The organism is Aminobacter sp. MET-1 (assembly GCF_026521175.1).
In the GTDB taxonomy this organism is placed as follows: Bacteria; Pseudomonadota; Alphaproteobacteria; order Rhizobiales; family Rhizobiaceae; genus Aminobacter.
The window spans coordinates 21417-38681 of sequence record NZ_JAMSHL010000015.1 but is presented as its reverse complement, the minus strand read 5'-3'; the positions used below and the strand labels follow the sequence as shown (position 1 = coordinate 38681).

16 protein-coding genes are annotated in these 17265 nt (G+C 64.3%); 7 read left to right on the top strand and 9 right to left on the bottom strand.

Features of this window, described 5'->3' with window-relative positions; all coding sequences use genetic code 11:
- The first annotated feature begins 349 nt into the window (after positions 1 to 349).
- Positions 350 to 1744, top strand: a complete 1395-nt coding sequence (locus tag NDO48_RS19850) for an RtcB family protein (RefSeq protein ID WP_198292860.1) — start codon at positions 350 to 352, stop codon at positions 1742 to 1744.
- Positions 1745 to 1841: 97 nt separating this feature from the next.
- Here the strand turns inward: NDO48_RS19850 and NDO48_RS19845 are convergent, their stop codons facing one another.
- Entirely contained in the window at positions 1842 to 3230 is a 1389-nt protein-coding gene (locus tag NDO48_RS19845) for a serine hydrolase domain-containing protein (RefSeq protein ID WP_267322202.1), read from the bottom strand.
- Positions 3231 to 3462: 232 nt separating this feature from the next.
- Between NDO48_RS19845 and NDO48_RS19840 the strand changes: the two genes are divergently transcribed.
- Together NDO48_RS19840 and NDO48_RS19835 are read left to right on the top strand one after the other, a co-directional pair.
- The gene (locus NDO48_RS19840; protein WP_267322201.1) at positions 3463 to 4269 is read left to right on the top strand and encodes a GH25 family lysozyme; all 807 of its coding nucleotides are present in this window, start codon (positions 3463 to 3465) and stop codon (positions 4267 to 4269) included.
- Positions 4270 to 4460: 191 nt separating this feature from the next.
- Entirely contained in the window at positions 4461 to 5681 is a 1221-nt protein-coding gene (locus tag NDO48_RS19835) for a lytic murein transglycosylase (RefSeq protein WP_267322200.1), read from the top strand.
- 86 nt (positions 5682 to 5767) lie between these two features.
- On the opposite strand, the gene NDO48_RS19830 is transcribed toward NDO48_RS19835, so the two are convergent.
- A complete protein-coding gene (locus tag NDO48_RS19830; protein ID WP_267322199.1) occupies positions 5768 to 6637 on the bottom strand; it encodes an NAD-dependent epimerase/dehydratase family protein in 870 nt (289 codons plus the stop codon).
- 122 nt (positions 6638 to 6759) lie between these two features.
- Positions 6760 to 7983, bottom strand: a complete 1224-nt coding sequence (locus NDO48_RS19825; protein WP_267322198.1) for an alanine racemase — start codon at positions 7981 to 7983, stop codon at positions 6760 to 6762.
- Between the two features lie 173 nt (positions 7984 to 8156).
- On the opposite strand from NDO48_RS19825, the gene NDO48_RS19820 reads away from it, so the two are divergent.
- Positions 8157 to 9053: a DMT family transporter gene (locus NDO48_RS19820; RefSeq protein WP_267322197.1), complete on the top strand. Its 897-nt coding sequence runs from the start codon at positions 8157 to 8159 to the stop codon at positions 9051 to 9053.
- A 459-nt stretch (positions 9054 to 9512) separates the two neighbouring features.
- Here NDO48_RS19820 and metF read toward each other — a convergent pair whose 3' ends face one another.
- Both metF and NDO48_RS19810 read right to left on the bottom strand, forming a co-directional pair.
- Positions 9513 to 10427, bottom strand: a complete 915-nt coding sequence (gene metF / locus NDO48_RS19815; protein ID WP_267322196.1) for a methylenetetrahydrofolate reductase [NAD(P)H] — start codon at positions 10425 to 10427, stop codon at positions 9513 to 9515.
- Entirely contained in the window at positions 10427 to 11428 is a 1002-nt protein-coding gene (locus tag NDO48_RS19810; protein ID WP_018428617.1) for an ArsR/SmtB family transcription factor, read from the bottom strand. Before NDO48_RS19810 ends, metF begins: the two co-directional genes overlap by 1 nt.
- A gap of 118 nt (positions 11429 to 11546) precedes the next feature.
- Here NDO48_RS19810 and tsaA point away from each other — a divergent pair, with 118 nt between their 5' ends.
- The 3 genes from tsaA (at position 11547) to NDO48_RS19795 (ending at position 12706) form a co-directional block, all read left to right on the top strand.
- Positions 11547 to 12050, top strand: a complete 504-nt coding sequence (tsaA, locus tag NDO48_RS19805) for a tRNA (N6-threonylcarbamoyladenosine(37)-N6)-methyltransferase TrmO (protein WP_267322264.1) — start codon at positions 11547 to 11549, stop codon at positions 12048 to 12050.
- Positions 12051 to 12365, top strand: coding sequence for a DUF2293 domain-containing protein (locus tag NDO48_RS19800; RefSeq protein ID WP_018428619.1), 315 nt, complete (start codon positions 12051 to 12053; stop codon positions 12363 to 12365).
- A gap of 77 nt (positions 12366 to 12442) precedes the next feature.
- The gene (locus tag NDO48_RS19795) at positions 12443 to 12706 is read left to right on the top strand and encodes a toxin-antitoxin system YwqK family antitoxin (RefSeq protein WP_267322195.1); all 264 of its coding nucleotides are present in this window, start codon (positions 12443 to 12445) and stop codon (positions 12704 to 12706) included.
- Between the two features lie 3 nt (positions 12707 to 12709).
- Here NDO48_RS19795 and NDO48_RS19790 read toward each other — a convergent pair whose 3' ends face one another.
- From NDO48_RS19790 to ettA, 4 genes are all read right to left on the bottom strand, one after another.
- On the bottom strand, positions 12710 to 13327 hold the full coding sequence (locus tag NDO48_RS19790) for an MOSC domain-containing protein (RefSeq protein ID WP_018428622.1): 618 nt from the start codon (positions 13325 to 13327) through the stop codon (positions 12710 to 12712).
- Between the two features lie 118 nt (positions 13328 to 13445).
- Complete coding sequence (locus tag NDO48_RS19785; RefSeq protein WP_267322194.1) at positions 13446 to 14567, bottom strand: beta-ketoacyl-ACP synthase III; 1122 nt, start codon at positions 14565 to 14567, stop codon at positions 13446 to 13448.
- A gap of 204 nt (positions 14568 to 14771) precedes the next feature.
- On the bottom strand, positions 14772 to 15539 hold the full coding sequence (tam, locus tag NDO48_RS19780) for a trans-aconitate 2-methyltransferase (RefSeq protein WP_267322193.1): 768 nt from the start codon (positions 15537 to 15539) through the stop codon (positions 14772 to 14774).
- Between the two features lie 69 nt (positions 15540 to 15608).
- Positions 15609 to 17258, bottom strand: coding sequence for an energy-dependent translational throttle protein EttA (gene ettA, locus NDO48_RS19775; RefSeq protein WP_267322192.1), 1650 nt, complete (start codon positions 17256 to 17258; stop codon positions 15609 to 15611).
- Between the last annotated feature and the right edge of the window lie 7 nt (positions 17259 to 17265).

The window sequence follows — 17265 nt, the reverse complement described above, 5'->3', positions numbered from 1 at the left end:
CCACCCCTTCGATCTCCAGGCAAGTTGCCTGGGAACGAAAGTAGCTCAGATTTCGTCCTGCCGTTCTTGTCGCCGGTCGAGACACGGCAGGTCGAATGCCTGCGGGACTACATCTGGTGCTGGGTGGTTCGATCCCACCCCGTCTGTCCTTCACCGGACAGGCGGAAGTCCGGCAAATGATTGTCGTCTGCTGTGTTGGCAAATGAGCGAATGAAGTGAGGCCGCAATGGAGGCGGCGCATCGTGCGGGTGACGGAAGGCTGAACGTTGAAAGCCTTGCTTTCCTGAACATCCGCGTGTCGTCCCAATGCAATTCGGCCGCAGCCGCGGCCAGTTTGAAAGCAACTGACATGAAAGAAGTACTGAGCGGACAGGATTTGATCGACGCCGGCATGCGCCAGGGCAAATGGTTCGCGCCCGCCCTCGCTGCAGCCAACGAACTGCTGGACAAGGGGGGATCGCATGCCGACGCCCTCCAGATCGCGCTCGGCTTCGCGCCGCCGCCGACTGTGCCTTTGCACGCGTCCGGCGCGATCCCGTTCCACCTCAACATCGAGGCTGAAACGCCCGATGAGCAGGCAAACATCGACGCTGTCGCCGCCAGCATGCAGGCGCTGATGCGCACCCCTGTGGTGCGCACCGGCGCGATCATGCCCGATGCCTGCCCGGCGGGACCGCTGGGCACCATTCCGGTCGGCGGCATTGCCGTGTCTGAGGCCATACATCCGGGCATGCACTCGGCCGACATCTGCTGCTCCATGGCCATCTCGGTGTTTCCCGGCGTGGCTCCGGCGGCATTGCTCGACGCTGTGCACGCGATCACGCATTTCGGACCGGGCGGACGTCCGCGTGGCCAGCAACTGCGTCCGGATGCAGCGATCCTCGAGCGCTTCGCAGCCAACAGGCTGTTGAGCGACGCGACGAGTGCGGCGATCGAACATTTCGGGACGCAGGGCGACGGCAACCATTTCGCCTTTGTCGGCACGATCAAATCGACCGGCGAGACCGCGCTGGTGACGCATCACGGCTCGCGTGCGCCAGGCGCCCGTCTTTACACCAAGGGCATGAAGATCGCCGAAGCGGTGCGCCAGGAAAAGTCGCCGGAAACCTTGCCGCAGAACGCGTGGATTCCGGCCGACACGGCAGAGGGCGATCTCTACTGGGAGGCTTTGCAGGCCATTCGCGAATGGACCAAGGGCAACCATCTGGTCATCCACGACATGGCGGCCGAAAAGCTGTCGGCGCGGGTGTCCGACCGGTTCTGGAACGAACACAACTTTGTCTTCCGCCGTTCGGACGGCCTGTTCTACCACGGCAAGGGCGCGACACCGGCCTTTGACGGCTGGGCGCACGATGCCACCGACCTGACGCTGATCCCGCTCAACATGGCAGAGCCAGTGCTGATCGTGCGCGGCAAGAATGCCGACAACGGGCTCGGCTTCTCGCCGCACGGCGCGGGGCGAAACTACTCGCGCACCCAGCACAAGCGGCAGCAGGCCGGGCGAAGCGACGCCGAAATCTTTGCCGCGGAGACGAAGGGCATAGACGCCCGCTTCTTCACCGGAAGAACCGATATCTCGGAGTTGCCAAGCGCCTACAAGAACGCCAGCGCCGTGCGACGCCAGATCGAGCGCTACGGCCTGGCGGAAGTCGTCGACGAGGTGTTGCCATATGGCTGCATCATGGCCGGCGACTGGCAGGCCGACGCGCCCTGGCGCAAGAAGCGGCAGGCGCGCCAGGAATAATCCAGACGCCCTGGATACGACGTCGAATGCGGAACTCGCCAATCCGCATTCGACGGTCATCTGATGCCAAAACCTCGCATCGGCCGTTGCCAAGACCTCAGCGCATGGCGCCGATCAATGCCGCAAGCATCGCCTGCGGCTTGTAGTGCAGCTTTGACGGCGTCAGGCCCAGCCTGACCACCACCAGATTGGCCGACGGTGCAATCGCCACCGTCTGCCCGTCATGGCCCTGCATCCAGAAGGTATCGGCAGGCAGGTCGAAGCCGGTGTCGGGATTCTGGCCCACCGGGGTTCCGCCTTCCGGTCCCTGCAGCCACAGCTGCCCGCGGCCATACTCGCCATGCGTGGCGGCCGGCGCCTTTTCGCGCATCCACCGGACATAACCCTCGGGCAGGATGCGCGTGCCGTTCCAGACACCGTCCTGCAGAAGGAACTGGCCGAAACGGGCCCAGTCATGGGCGGTCGCATACATGTAGGACGAGCCGGCAAAGGTGCCGCGCGCATCGACCTCGAGGATAGCGCTCGACATGCCGAGCGGCCCGAACAGCCGCTCGCGCGGCCAGGCCAGTGCCTTGGCCGGATCGGCCACCGCATCCTGCCAGAGGCGCGAGAGCAGCACCGTCGTGCCGCTCGAATAGGAAAACACCTTGCCGACCTCACCCGCAAGCGGCTTGCCGCCCGCGAACCCGGCCATGTCGGGTTCGAGATAAAGCATGCGGGTGACGTCGGTGACGTCGCCATAGTCCTCGTTGAATTCCAGTCCGCTCGACATCGCCATCAGGTCGGCGAGGCTGATCGCCGCGCGGCCGTCGCCCTTCCAGGCATCGCGCAGGCCGGTCTTGTCGACCGCCATCCTGCCGTCGCCGACCAGCGTGCCGATGATCGCCGCAGTCACCGTCTTGGTCATCGACCAGCCGAGCAGCGGTGTCTCAGCGCTGAACCCCTCGGCGTAGCGTTCGCCGACGATGCGCCCGTTCTGGACCACGACGACGGCTCGCACGCCCGGTCCGGCCAGCGCCGCATCGTCGAGGATGGCGTTGATCCCGGGCGCCTGCGACGGCTCGACCTTGTCGCCTTCGGGCCACAGCGCGTCCTTGTTGGCGGCAGGTGCTGCCGGCACGGCGCCCAGCCTGGCAGCCGCAAGGTCGCCGTCGGGGACGGTCGTGCAGCCGGCACCTTCATGGGCAACCGCAAGCCCCCGGCCGAAGACGCCGAACAGCCCTGCCCGCACAGTGCCCGCCTCCTTGTCGACACTCACCGACATCAGCCGAAGCAGCGGATGGCCCGGCGCCTGCACGTCGTCGGCCAGCACCTGGCCGGCATCGCGCCCTGCAACGAAGACGTTGGAACAGACGATCTTGGCCGCATAACCCGAACCGACACGGATCAGCGCCGGCGGCGCGAAATAGAGCCAGCCGGCCAAGGCGGCGACCGCAAGGACAACAAGGGCCGCAAACCATTTGATAATCTTGCCAACAATGCGCATTGCTTCCTCCGCCGGGAACCATGCTTTCGCCATGGAATTGCCGTCATTCCTCACGCAAATCGGGAAGGCTGTCGAGCACGATCAACCCTTTATCAACCATGATCGGCGAAGACAGGGAGGGGATATGCGGCCGCGTGGGATATAGCCGCGATCCATCACAAATCTGCCTGACCGCAAGGTCGGCTCCTTAGATGCTCGTTCCGATCGGCCGTGCCGGTCCCTGGGAGACGTGATGCGCCGCGCTTCGGCCCTCTTGCTGCTTGCCTTCCTCAGCGCCTGCTCGACGGCGGACACGCTGTCGCTCGCCCCCGTCGGCAACTCGACGGTCACGGCGTCCAACGTGTCGGTCAGGAACCCGCGCTTCGAGGACAGCGACCCGCATCAGTGGGAGAGCGGCGCGCCCTGGACCTATGCCGTCCACGGCACCGACGTATCAAAATACCAGACCTCGATCGACTGGCCGCAGGCCAAGGACAGCGGCATCTCCTTTGCCTTCATCAAGGCGACCGAGGGCGGCGACCGCGTCGACGACTATTTCGACGAGCACTGGCGCGCCACCAAGTCGGCCGGCGTGCCGCGCGGCGCCTATCATTTCTACTATTTCTGCCGCCCTGCCGCCGAACAGGCGCGCTGGTTCATCCAGAACGTGCCCAACGAGCGTTCGTCGCTGCCGCCCATCCTCGACATGGAATGGAACCCGCAGTCGCCGAGCTGCAAGCTGAGGCCGGCAGCCGCCACCGTGCGCAGCGAGATGAAGATCTTCCTCGACATCGTCGAAAGGCACTATGGCAAGAAGCCGGTCATCTACACCTCGATCGACTTCTTCGAGGACAACAACCTGTCGACGTTCACAGGCTATCCCTACTGGCTGCGCTCGGTGGCTGGCCATCCGTCATCGAGATATGGCAGCCATCCCTTCACCTTCTGGCAGTACACCGGAACCGGTGTCGTGCCGGGCATCCGGGGCAATGCCGACATCAACGTGTTCAACGGCACCGAAACCCACTGGAAGAAGTGGCTGGCCGCCAACACGAAGTAGCACTCCAGACGCCCGGTCTGCACCGCCGGGCTGCACATTTCGCATGGCAGATGCGACAAGAAGAGGGGGTGCGGCCCTCGCGCCGGTTCTATAGAAGGCCGGCAAAGACAATGACTTGGCCGTCAGCCTGATTTCGCCATTTTGCGAAGGCACGAAGCTCGACGTGACGGGCCAAGCAGGAGACCTGCCCAATGAGACTGCCGAGCAAGGCGCTGATCGCCATCCTTTTTGCCACTGCCGCCCTGCCCGCGGCGGCCCAGGACACCGCTGCCGTCCCCCAAAGCGCGACCGCTGCAGCCTTGGAATGCGGCGACGACTTCGCCACCTGGAAGCAGAACCTTGCCAACGAGGCCCGCACTGCGGGCGTCGGCGAAAAGGGATTGTCGGCGCTCGCCAATGCTACGCTTGACCAGAAGGTGCTCGACCGCGACCGCGCCCAGGGCGTGTTCTCGCAGACCTTCACCCAGTTCTCAGAGCGCATGATCAGCGACTACCGGCTGAAGCATGGTGCTGCGAACCTCCAGAAATACGGCACCTACTTCGCCAAGGGCGAACAAGACTACGGCGTGCCCGGCCCGGTGGTTGCCGCCTTCTGGGCGCTCGAGACCGATTTCGGCGCCGTCCAGGGCAATTTCAATTCGCTCAACGCGCTCGTCACGCTTGCCCATGACTGTCGCCGTCCCGACCTGTTCCGGCCGCAGATCGTGCCGCTGATGACCCTGATCGACCGCAATGTCCTGCCCGCCGACGTCAAGGGCGCCTGGGCCGGCGAAATCGGCCAGACCCAGATCCTGCCGTCGGACTATCTGGCGCGCGGCGTCGACGGCGACGGCGACGGCATCGTCGACCTGCGCAACAGCCCGGCCGACGTCATCCTGACCACCGCCCGCAAGATCGAATCCCGCGGCTGGAAGCGCGGCGAGCCCTGGGTTCAGGAAATCCGCGTGCCCGCCGAGATGGACTGGGCGCTGACGGGCCGCACCAACAAGCTGCCGCTGGCCGACTGGGCCAAGATGGGCATTACCAACCGCGACGGATCGGCCCTGCAGGACAACGGCCTGAAGGCCGGCGTGGTGCTGCCGATGGGCCGCAAGGGCCCGGCCTTCCTCACCTACGAGAACTACGACGTCTATCTCGAATGGAACCAGTCGGCGACCTACACGCTGACGGCGGCCCACCTCGCTGCCCGCCTCGCCGGCCAGCCCGCCTTCGACCGTGGCAACCCGGACGCAGGCCTCACCGGCGATGCCATGAAGGCCCTGCAGCAGAAGCTCCACGACAAGGGTTATGACGTCGGCGGTATCGATGGCATTCTCGGCACCAACACCCGCGAAGCCATCCGCCAGGAACAGATGCGCCTCAAGCTGCCAGTCGACGGCTGGCCGACGGACGAGCTGCTGGCGGATCTCTGAGGGAATAGGGAAGGATTACGACGTCTTGCCGTTGGAAACTCCCACTTCCCACTATTCCCTACCTCACTATTCACCCTTCGCCATTCTCAAAACAACGCCGTAGCGCTCTCGTGCCGCGGCTTCCAGCCAAGCTCGGCGCGCGCCTTGTCACCGCTCAGCTGTTGGCTGATGGCATAGCCGCGCACCCATTCGCCGAGCCGCTCCGCAGCCTCGTCGACGCTGACGACACGCATCTCCAGACGTTCCACGCCCAGGTAATCCGCCACGCCCGATATGATCGCGCCCTGGGTCAGGCCTGATATGGCCGAGCCGTTGTAGACGGAACCGGGCCGCGCCTGCTCCATGGCCAGCAGATAGAGATCGGCAAGGTCGCCGGCATGGACGAGCGGCCAGACGACATCGAGCGAGCCGATGACGTCGACGGACTGGCCTTCGCGCAGGGCGTCCATGAACGACGAAAACACGCCGCCTTCGCCGGAGTAGACCATCGCCGGATGAATGACGACGCCTTCGACGCCCGGCGCCTCCAGCACGCGGCACATGTTGTCGATCATCCAGCCGAAGGCCGGCAGCGGATCGAAAGCGCTGTCTTCGGTGGCCACACGCTCTCCCGTCGCCCCGAACAGCCAGCAGCCGCCGGTATAGACGAAGCGCGGCCGCTTTGGCATGGCGCCCAGCACCGGCAAAAGCGCATCGAGCAGCGCCGTCTCGACAGGCCCCATGTCGTCGCCGAAATCGGCCGCCGCATGGATCACGGCATCGACGGGCGGAAGCTTGCCGACCCATGCACGCGGTGTCCGCAGGTCCCCGAGCAGCGGCACAGCGCCTGCCGCCACGAGACGTTCAGCCGACGCTTCGGAGCGAGCGAGGCCGATCACCTCATGGCCGCCTTCGATGAGAAGCTGCAGGACATGGCGCCCGATGAAACCGGTGCCGCCGAGAAGGAAAACGCGCATGGGGAAGGCCTTGAGAAGTGAGTAGTGAGTAGTGCGTAAGGTGCGTAAATCGGAACGTCCCCACGGCCGTTCAAGCCGCCACTCCCATTTCCCTACTCACTATTCCCTATTCGCTGTCCCTCTCACTCCGCCGCCATCGTCTCCAGGCTGGCAAAGCCCTGCGGCGCGTCGCCCTCGTCGAACGGCGTCGTCACCTCGACGAAGGTATCGGGATAAAAGCCGTTGAAACGGGTCCTGAGCGACAGCGAGTAGGCCCCGATATGGCCGATCTCGATCCAGTCGCCGGTGTCGATCGTCTCGGGCAGCCAGAATGGCCGCGACAGGATGTCGACGGAATCGCAGGTCGCCCCGCACACCTTGAAAGGAACGATGTTGCCGACGTCGCCGTTGCGCGTGCGGATCGCCGGATCGGGGATGAAGCGCGCCGGCAGGGTGATCTTGCCGGTCCATGAGTCCGACAGCGATGCCCAGATGCCGTCATTGATGTAGAGCCGCCTGCCCTTGCGCAACAGCACGCGCACGATCAGCGACAGGCAGCGCGCCACGATCACCCGCCCCGGCTCGGCCACCAGCGGCATCTCGTCGAAATTGTACTCCTTCAGGTCGCCGCGAAAGCGCGACATGATCTGGCCGATCGAGGGCATCGCCGGCTTCTTCGAGTTGGGGTCATGGCCGTATTCGGCCGGGAAGCCCCCGCCGACATCGAGCCCCGCCAGATCGAACGACACGCGGTTGCGCACCCAGTCGACCGAGGCCAGCGCCCGCTCGTAGGTATCGGGATCCTCGATCTGGCTGCCGACATGGAAGCACAGGCCGACCTTGTACCCGTTGCGGTTGAGCCGTTCGGCCAGCTCGACGGCATTGGCCGGCCCTGCCCCGAACTTCTTCGACAGCTCGTAGGCAGCCGAGCCCTTGGTCTGCACACGCACGAACACGGTGATCGCGCCCGGGTCGATATCGAGTGCCCGCACCACCCGGTTCAGCTTGTTGATCTCGTCCTCGTGGTCGACGGCAATGACGCGGATGCCATAGGTCTCCAGCGCCAGCCTGATGTCCGACTGCGCCTTGACCGGATGCATGTAGATCATCTCGGCCTCCTTGGAGACCTCGCGCACCGCAGCGAATTCGCCCGGCGAGGCCACGTCGAACATCGTCACGCCGGCTTCCACCAGAGCCTTCAGCACGATCAGCTCGCCATTGGTCTTGACCGCATAGGCGGTCTTGCCGGGAAACATGTCCATGAAGGCGCGCGCGTCTGCCTTGAGCACATCCGGCCGGAAGCAATAAACCGGGGCATCGGGGCGGAGAGCGAGGGCTGCCTCGCGTGCATTCTCGAATCGCTGCATGGAAGCTCCTCGTGTGCCGGCTGAAATCTAACCCAAGCGGACTGCGATGCAACCTGAGCAGATTTCCGGGCGGACTTTGGCAGGAATGTTGCGTCAGGCTCTTTGAATCGGGTGGCTCTATCGGTGAATCGCGCTTAGCGATTGAATGTGACGAAGCGAAGAAGGGATCGGCAATGAGCGCACGTGACTGGGCAAGGCTGCTGCTTCTGGGCCTCATCTGGGGCGGGTCGTTCTTCTGCGTGCACATCGCGGTCGCCGAGATCGTACCGCTCAAGCTGGTGATGTTCCGGGTGCTGATCGCGGGCGCTGCCCTTCACCTGTTCCTGCTGCTGCGCGGCCCTTCCTTCCGCCTCGCCATACCTCATATGGGCACGCTGTTCTTTCTGGCGGTGCTCAACAACGTCATCCCGTTTTCGCTGATCTGCCTCGGCCAGACCGAGATCGGCGCCGGTCTTGCCTCGGTGCTCAACGCCACCACGCCATTCTGGACCCTCATCATCGCCAACATCGCCACCAGCGACGAGAAACTGAACTGGAACAAGCTGGCCGGCATCGGATTGGGCATCGCCGGCACCGCCATCATGGTCGGTCCGGGCATGGTCGCCGGGCTCGGCGGCCCCGTATGGGCCAAATTCGCCCTTGTCGGCGCCTCGCTTTCTTATGCGCTCGCTTTGATGGTGGCGCGCAGGCTGAGGGGCGTTCCGCCCGCCATCATCGCCACCGGCCAGCTGACGGCCTCGTCCATCATCATGGTTCCGCTCGTGCTGGCGCTCTACGGCACATCGGGCCTGTTTGCAGCCAGCAGCAATGCCTGGCTGGCCACGCTGGCGCTGGCGCTGGTCGCCACGGCTTTCGCCTATATCCTGTTCTTCAAGCTGGTGGCCTCGGCCGGCGCCACCAACACCTCGCTGGTGACGCTCATCGTGCCGGCAAGCGCCATGCTGCTGTCGGTGAGCTTCCTGGGCGAGCGTCTCGAACCATTCGAACTGGGCGGCATGGTGCTCATCGCGCTGGGACTGGTCACCATCGACGGGCGGCTATTCAAGCGCCGCCAGCCGGCCGGCGCCTGACGGCGGATTCGAAATGGCGAGCCTTGCCCGACATTGCTGCAGTGCCCCGTCGCAGGCTGAATGGGAGGCCTGGGCGCTGTCGTGGCTAATCGATTAGCCACAATTTCTCCACAACCCTTGCCGGTGCATTTACCAAGTAAATCCAACGGCTAAGAGCAAAAAACGTGTCGTATTTCTCATAATTCTGTCGCAATGCAGCACATTTTTTCCTTGCGTGTGACCGAAATGCCCCTAGATTCCGGCCTGTGGCTTGCAAAGAGGAGGCTATGCATGGGACTGACTAGGTCAATCAATGCAGTCATGATTTGCGCTGCCTTTGCCTTCATCGGCGCGCTTATTGTCGGAGTTCTTCCATAGGCCGCTTGACGGCGGAAGACCAAAGCACCTCCAAGGTGGAAGCTTTCGAAAAGGCCGGGATCACCCTCCCGGCCTTTTTGATTCCCGACGTTTTCCGTCCGTTCAGGCCGCGGCCGATCCCTGCAATGCCGGCTGCGGACGGATGCCGATCATGTGGCACACGGCCACCACCAGGTCGGCGCGGTTCATCGTGTAGAAGTGGAAGTCGTTGACGCCGCGCTCGACCAGATCGAGCACCTGCTCCACCGCCACGGCCGAAGCCACCAGCGCATGCGTCTGCGGGTCCCTGTCCAGCCCTTCGAAGCGCTCAGCCAGCCAGCTCGGCACATGCGCGCCACAGCGGGCGGAAAAGTTGGCCACCTGCGTGAAGCTGTGGATCGGCAGCACGCCCGGCACGATCGGAATGTAGATGCCTGCCTTGCGGGCGCGCTCGACGTAGCGCTCGTAGAGGTCGTTGTCGAAGAAGAACTGGGTGATGGCACGCGTCGCGCCATTGTCGACCTTGCGTTTCAGCATGTCGAAATCGGTAACGAAGTCGGGGCTCTCGGGGTGCTTCTCGGGATAGGCCGACACCGAAATGTCAAAGTCGCCCTGCGCCTTCAGCGCCCCCACCAGCTCGGCGCCGTTGGCGTAGCCGCCGGGATAAGGCTGATAGGCGGCGCCAACGCCCTCCTTGGGGTCGCCGCGCAGCGCCACGAAGCGCTTCACACCCATGGCGGCGAATTCTGCGATGACCTGGTCGACCTCCTCGCGCGAAGCATCGACACAGGTCATGTGCGCTGCCGGCGTCAGCGTCGACTCTTCAAGGATGCGCTTGACCGTACGGGCCGTGCGCTCGCGCGTCGAGCCGCCGGCGCCATAGGTCACCGACACGAACTGCGGCCGCAGCGGCTCGAGCCGGGTCACCGTGTCCCAGAGGCGCGCTTCCATGTCGTCGTTCTTGGGAGGGAAGAACTCGAAGGAAACACGGATCTTGTTGCCGATGTCGGAGCGCCTGGAGAGCGGAAATTGGTTCATCAGGCGGTTTCCCTCGCAAGTTCAGGATTGGGGTCGGCGATCAGCAGGCGCCTGTCGCGCGCCAGCCAGAGTTTCACGGTCAGGCTCGCCTTGGACGAGCCGCGTGGTTCGAATTCCTGGGTCTCCTCGAGCTCCAGGCCGGCCTCGGACAGCCAGTCCTCGATCTGCCGGTCGGAGAAGCCGAGGCGCGCATGCGCATGCTCGGAGCGCAGGAAGTCGAGCCCGTGGGGAGCGAAGTCGACGATCACCAGCCGTCCCGACGGGCGCAGCAGGCGCGCGGCCTCCTGGATGGCGCGGGCCGGATCGTCGAGATAATGCAGCACCTGGTGGATGGTGACGAGGTCGAAGGCGTCGCGCTCCACCGGCGGCGAGAAGATGTCGCCCTGGCGAACCTGGGCGTTGGCGATGCCGGCCTTGTCGAGATTGGCGCGCGCGACCGCCAGCATCTCGCGCGACATGTCGATGCCAATGCCGCGGCGATAGAGCGGGGCAAAGATCTCGAGCAGCCGGCCGGTGCCGGTGCCAAGGTCGAGCATCGACTGGAACGGCCGCTTGCCGACCAGCTTGACGAGAGCGGCCTCGACGGCACGGTCGGAGGCATGCAGCGAACGGATCTCGTCCCAGCTTGCCGCGTTGGCGCTGAAATAATGCGCCGCCCTCTCCTGCCGTTTGCGCTTGACGTCATCGAGCCGCTCGAGGTCGCGCCTCACCTGCCCGTCGCCCTTGTCGATGCCGGCCACGAGGCCTTGCACGAAGCCGCGCGCCTGGTCGGCGTCGGACAGGCGGAAGAACGCCCAGGAGCCCTCCTGGTAACGGTCGATCAGGCCGGCTTCCAGCAGCAGCTTGAGATGACGCGACACGCGCGGCTGCGACTGGCTAAGAATCTCCGTGATGTCGGAAACCGTCAGGTCGCCGTGCGAAAGCAGCGTCAGGATGCGAAGGCGGCTGGATTCGGCTGCCGCCTTCAAGGTATCTACCATGGTGTCGAGCGTCACATGCATCGGCTTTGGTTCTCGCCAAAAGACATAAACATATCTTTATGTGACGTATCGCGCGATTGCAACGCCCAATGTCGCATGCGGGCAAGAAAATGGCGCGGCTGTGGGAGGTGTCATGCAGATGTTCGAACAGCGCGACGGCGAAGTGGCGCTTCAGGGCGATCCGGCAACTGATGCCGACGACGCCCGCCTCGCCTATATCGGCCGCATCGCGTCGCCCTGGAAGCTGCGCGAGGACTGCCCCAAGAACATGAATGCCGCCCGCGAGCGCGGCGGCACGGCAACCGTGACGGTCGACACGCCCTACCGTGCCGGCCTCGCCGGGCTCGCCGGCTTCAGCCATGTCGTCATTCTCAGCTGGTTCGAACAGGCGCCGCGGAATCTGATTGTCCAGAAACCGCGCCATGCCTCTGACGCAAAAGGTGTTTTCGCCCTGCGCTCGCCGGCCCGGCCCAACCCAATAGGTCTGCATGTCGCCCGCATCGTCGCGCTCGACGTCGAGCAAGGGGTCATCGAACTCGACGCCATCGACGCGCTCGACGGCACGCCTGTCATCGACCTGAAGCCCTATTTCGCCTCGGTCGACGCCATTGCTGACGCCACGCGCCCGAGCAAGGACACCTGAATGCCAGCCCCCACCGGCCGCCAGCGCGCCGTGGCCAAGGCGCTGACAGCACTCCTGCCGCTCGCGCCCTACGCCGACACCGAGGTGATCCGCGCCGACGCGCTTGCCGTGCACATGAAGACGCTGCCGCCGTCGATTGCCGTGTGGCTGGCGACCGTCGCCCATGTCCGCCACGCCCACACCGATTACGAAAAGCTTTTGTCGGAAGGCTACGACCGCGATTCCGCCCGCTTCTTCGTCATCGACCAGGTCAATGCCACACTCACCCGCTGGCGCGCCACCCGCCTGCTCGATCCCGACGACGAGGACGTCTAGGCCGCCGCCGAACGGTTGCCCGCCGGCGCCATCTCTGCTTTGCTCCGCCCCTGTTGCGGCTTGAGAGGAGCAGGCGCATGACGGCAGGCACCGAGCCCTATCGCCACCATCACAAGGACGGCAGCCTCTGGATCGTCGGGCAGACGAGCGCCGGCAAGGCCGAGGGCTATTGGGAGTGGTTCCGCAAGGACGGCACCAAGCTACGTTCCGGCCACTTCGCCGCGGGCGTGCAGGTCGGCGACTGGACGACCTACGACAAGGCGGGAAAGGCCTATAAGGTCACCACGATCAGAAAGCCGAACCCAGCCTCGGTCACCACCAGCAGCACCCTGCCGCGCTGATGTCTAAGCCCTGTAGATCCACTGCTCCGGCACGCGCACCGAAACCTCTTCGCCGGCAGCGATCACGCCTGGCTTTTCCACCCAGGCGACCAGCCCGCGCAGGCGGCGCGACACTTTCGGAAACAGCAGCGAGCCGGCGTCGCCATCAGCCATGCGTGCATGCTCGGCAATAGAGCGCCCGGCCACGCGGCATGGCGCGTTCTGGCCGTCGATCTTGATGGTCACGCCGCCCTTGAAGAACAACATCGTGCCCGAAGGCAGCATCGACAGCATCGGCACGCCGTCGAGCAGCAGATTGGCGCCGATCCATTCCGGCTTGATCTCGTTCAGGCCCATGCGTTCGGCCACGATCGCCATCTCGTCCGGCGCCACGATGGACAGCTGGCGTTCGTTGCGCATCTCGGTGCCGCGCGGATACCACGGCTCGCGCCCGCCCGAACGGCGTGTATGTCCGGCATGGAAATCGCCAGCGATACCCTCGAAGCTCAGCGGCAGCGTCGCCACCGCTTGCGTGACGAAATGGTCCGCTGGCGCGGTGTACACGCCGGCAACCCGCGCCGCGAGCTTTCTGCCCGGCAAAATCTCGGGTTCGCCTTCCCTGTGCATCGTCGGGTCGAGCATCTCTAGCCTCTCGGTTTCAGACTGCTGCTTTGATCCGTAGCCGCTGGAAAATCCAGCCAATAAGCCTGATCGCAGCGATCATCCGAAATGATGGATCGCACGGCCCGGCACAGCGGCCTCACATCATCCTGACCAGCGCGCCACCGATGGAATAGCCGGCGCCGAAGGCGCAGATCAGCCCATGGTCGCCCGGCTTCAGATCCTCGTGGTTCTCCTTGAGCGCGATGATCGCGCCGGCGGCCGCCGTGTTGCCCAGTCGCTCCAGCACCATCGGTGCGGTGTCGTGGTCGGCCTCGTGACCGAGCGCCAGCTTCAGGATCATCGCGTTCATGCGTGCATTGGCCTGATGCAGCCAGTAGCGCCTGATGTCGGACGGCGTCATGCCGTGGTCGGCGAGGAAAGCGGTGATGAAGCGGTGCGCGGCATGCGTCACCTCCTTGAACACCTTGTTGCCCACCTGCTTGATCATGTTGCCCTCCATCTCGACGACGGAGGTGTTTTCCTGCCCGGCGCGCAGCAGGAAGCCGAAATTGGTGCGGATGTTGTTGGAGAACTGCGTCCAGTTGCGCGTGTCCAGCATCTCGAAACGCCCCGGCCGCGTCTCCTTCGGCCCAATTGCCTCGATGACCATCGCCACCGACGCATCGCCGAAAATGAAATGCGTCTGCCGGTCGCGGAAATTGAGATGGCCGGTGATGATTTCAGGCGTGACGATCAGCACGCGCTTCTGCCCGCCGGAACGGACGAGATTGAAGGCCACATGCAACGCAGCCGCCGCCGACGAGCAGCCGAGGCTCATGTCGAAGGCAGCACCTTCGATGCCGAGTTCCTTCTGGATCTCGATGGCGATTGCCGGATAAGGCCGCTGCTGGTGCGAGGCAGCACAGATCACCATGTCGATGTCGGCGCCGGTCAACCCGGCATGGTCGAGCGCCTTGCGGGCCGAGGCGACGCCGAACTCGGCCTCGACCGACAGCGCGTCGTCGGCGCGCGCCGGAATGCGCGGGCTCATCCTTTCAGGATCGAGGATGCCGTCAAGCGTGTGCACATGGCGTTGCTTGACGCCTGAGGCATAGACGATGAAATCGCTGTCCGATTTCTTGATCGGCTCCTGCCCGGCAGCTTCGCGCCTGGCATTCTCGCCGTCGGCCCATGCGTTGAAGCTCGCGACCAGCTCGTCATTGCTGATCGTAGCCTCGGGAATTTCGACGCCAATGCCACTGATGATAACGCGATGCATGAAAATCCGTCCGCCGCATGAACTCATGGGCACGGCCCCGAGAGGCCATCTGCCTTCGAAGGACCCCACCCCAACAAACAAGAAGGAACCGCAAGGTTCCCGGCGTGTCCTGTCCCCGTATTCACCGGACTCGCCACCGCGCAGTTTATGTCACATGCCAGCGTTCGAATACGCCTTGTGTGACAGTTAGCCTGCTATGCTGCCTTATCCTCTCTGGGCGACCATGAACAGCCTGGGAAAGCGCAACAGGACCTTGCCGTCGGCAGCAGGCGGATAGGCAGCGGCGATGCGCGCCGCATACGCCGTGAGATAGGCCTCGCGCTCGTCTGCCTCCAGCGGATCGACGAAAGGCTTGAGGCCCGTGCCCTTGACCCATTCGACGATCGCGGCAGCGTCCGCCAGCGGGTGATTGTAGACCGTGTGCCAGATGTCGACCCTCGCCGACAGCGGGACAAGCAAATCGTAATAGGAAGCGACCGACGGCAGTTTTCCGCGCGCGGCACCTGCAATCTTCGCCGCAAACGGCACGGAGGCCGCGGTCTCGCGCATCGCCACATGCGACGGCTCACCGATATTGTCGGGCATCTGCACCGCAAGGTAGCCGCCCGGCGCAAGCAGCCCCATCAGCCGGGCCAGAATAGCTTGATGATCCGGCAGCCACTGGAACACCGCATTGGCGAAGATCACGTCGACCGGTTCTTCCGGCGTCCAGTCGCGCGCATTGGCGAGCTGGAAATCGACGCCGGGAAGCCGCAGCCTCGCCTGTTCGATCATATCGGGCGACGTGTCCAAACCCGACACCTTCGCCTCCGGCCAGCGCTCGACCAGAAGCTCGGTCGAATTGCCGGGACCGCAGCCGATATCGACGACCCTCCTTGGCCGGCCCAGCGGTATCTGGGCCAGGAGATCGCGCGACGGCCGCGTCCGCTCGTCCTCGAATTTGAGATATTGCGTGGCGGACCAGTCTTTCATGTCGGAAACTCCCGAAGCTATGCCTGAAAACAAAAACGCCCCGCTTTGGGCGGGGCGTTTTCAAAAACCTTAGCGCGTCAGGCGCTTGTGGCTCATCCGGTGCGGGGCGGCAGCCTCCGCGCCGAGACGACGGATCTTGTCCTTCTCGTATTCTTCGAAGTTGCCTTCGAACCACTCGACATGCGCGTCGCCTTCATAGGCGAGCATGTGGGTGGCCATGCGGTCGAGGAACATACGATCGTGGGAGATGATGACGGCGCAGCCGGCATAGGCTTCCAGAGCGTCTTCGAGCGCTCCCAGAGTTTCGGTGTCGAGATCGTTGGTCGGTTCGTCGAGCAGCAGCACGTTGCCGCCGTTCTTCAGCATCTTGGCGAGGTGGACGCGGTTGCGCTGACCACCCGACAGGTTGCCGACCTTCTGCTGCTGGTCGCCGCCGCGGAAGTTGAACGACGAGCAATAGGCGCGGCTGTTCACTTCGTGCTTTCCGAGCTTGATGACTTCGGCGCCGCCGGAGATCTCTTCCCAGACGGTCTTGGTCGGGTCGAGCGCGTCGCGGCTCTGGTCGACATAACCGAGCTTGACGGTCTCGCCGATACGGATCGTGCCGCTATCGGGCGTTTCCTGGCCAGTGATCATCTTGAACAGCGTGGTCTTGCCGGCGCCGTTCGGGCCGATGACACCGACGATGCCGCCGGGCGGCAGCTTGAAGTTCAGGTTTTCGATCAGCAGCTCGTCGCCGTAACCCTTGTTCACGCTGTCGACCTCGATGACCACATTGCCGAGGCGTTCGCCGGCCGGAATGACGATCTGGGTGTCGGTCGGCTTGCGGTTCTGCGACTGCTCGACCAGTTCCTCATAGGCCTTGATACGGGCCTTCGACTTGGTCTGGCGCGCCTTGGGCGACGACGCAATCCACTCGCGCTCGCGCCAGATCGCCTTCTGACGCGAATCGTCCTCGCGGCCTTCCTGGATCAGGCGCTTGGCCTTGGCGTCGAGATACTTGGTGTAGTTGCCCTCGTAGGGGATGCCGCGACCGCGGTCGAGCTCGAGGATCCAGCCGGTGACGTTGTCGAGGAAGTAGCGATCGTGGGTGATGATCAGCACCGAGCCCGGATAGTCGCGCAGGTGCTTTTCCAGCCACGCCGTCGTCTCGGCGTCGAGATGGTTGGTCGGTTCGTCGAGCAGCAGAAGGTCGGGCTGCTCGAGCAGCAGGCGGCACAGCGCGATGCGGCGGCGCTCACCACCCGACAGCTGGGTCACTTCGGAATCGCCGGGCGGGCACTGCAGCGCGTCCATGGCCATCTCGACCTGCTGTTCCAGGTCCCAGAGGTTGAGGCGGTCCATTTCGTCCTGCAGACGCGCGCCCTCGTCGGCGGTCTCGTCCGAGTAGTTCATCATCAGCTCGTTGTAGCGCTCGATGATGGCCGTCTTCTTGGCAACGCCGTCCATGACGTTCTCGAACACGGTCTTGGCCGGATCGAGATGCGGCTCCTGCGCCAGGTAACCGACAGTGGCGCCTTCGGCCAGCCAGGCCTCGCCCGACCATTCCTTGTCGAGGCCGGCCATGATCTTGAGCACGGTCGACTTACCGGCACCGTTGGGGCCTAGGATGCCGATCTTGGCGTCCGGGTAGAACGACAGATTGAGATTATCCAGCACCTTCTTGGTGCCGTAGGACTTGGTCAGTCCCGACATGTGATAGATGAACTGGCGTGCCACGCGCGCG

Excerpts from the sequence above, each read along its gene's own strand:
- NDO48_RS19825 (WP_267322198.1), bottom strand. The coding sequence starts at position 7,983 with ATGCAGCGATTCGAGAATGCACGCGAGGCAGCCCTCGCTCTCCGCCCC.
- NDO48_RS19810 (WP_018428617.1), bottom strand. The coding sequence starts at position 11,428 with ATGCATGTGACGCTCGACACCATGGTAGATACCTTGAAGGCGGCAGCC.
- NDO48_RS19850 (WP_198292860.1), top strand. The coding sequence starts at position 350 with ATGAAAGAAGTACTGAGCGGACAGGATTTGATCGACGCCGGCATGCGC.
- NDO48_RS19830 (WP_267322199.1), bottom strand. The coding sequence starts at position 6,637 with ATGCGCGTTTTCCTTCTCGGCGGCACCGGTTTCATCGGGCGCCATGTC.
- NDO48_RS19800 (WP_018428619.1), top strand. The coding sequence starts at position 12,051 with ATGCCAGCCCCCACCGGCCGCCAGCGCGCCGTGGCCAAGGCGCTGACA.
- tam (WP_267322193.1), bottom strand. The coding sequence starts at position 15,539 with ATGAAAGACTGGTCCGCCACGCAATATCTCAAATTCGAGGACGAGCGG.
- NDO48_RS19835 (WP_267322200.1), top strand. The coding sequence starts at position 4,461 with ATGAGACTGCCGAGCAAGGCGCTGATCGCCATCCTTTTTGCCACTGCC.
- NDO48_RS19795 (WP_267322195.1), top strand. The coding sequence starts at position 12,443 with ATGACGGCAGGCACCGAGCCCTATCGCCACCATCACAAGGACGGCAGC.
- NDO48_RS19840 (WP_267322201.1), top strand. The coding sequence starts at position 3,463 with ATGCGCCGCGCTTCGGCCCTCTTGCTGCTTGCCTTCCTCAGCGCCTGC.
- NDO48_RS19820 (WP_267322197.1), top strand. The coding sequence starts at position 8,157 with ATGAGCGCACGTGACTGGGCAAGGCTGCTGCTTCTGGGCCTCATCTGG.
- NDO48_RS19845 (WP_267322202.1), bottom strand. The coding sequence starts at position 3,230 with ATGCGCATTGTTGGCAAGATTATCAAATGGTTTGCGGCCCTTGTTGTC.
- metF (WP_267322196.1), bottom strand. The coding sequence starts at position 10,427 with ATGAACCAATTTCCGCTCTCCAGGCGCTCCGACATCGGCAACAAGATC.
- NDO48_RS19785 (WP_267322194.1), bottom strand. The coding sequence starts at position 14,567 with ATGCATCGCGTTATCATCAGTGGCATTGGCGTCGAAATTCCCGAGGCT.
- tsaA (WP_267322264.1), top strand. The coding sequence starts at position 11,547 with ATGTTCGAACAGCGCGACGGCGAAGTGGCGCTTCAGGGCGATCCGGCA.
- NDO48_RS19790 (WP_018428622.1), bottom strand. The coding sequence starts at position 13,327 with ATGCTCGACCCGACGATGCACAGGGAAGGCGAACCCGAGATTTTGCCG.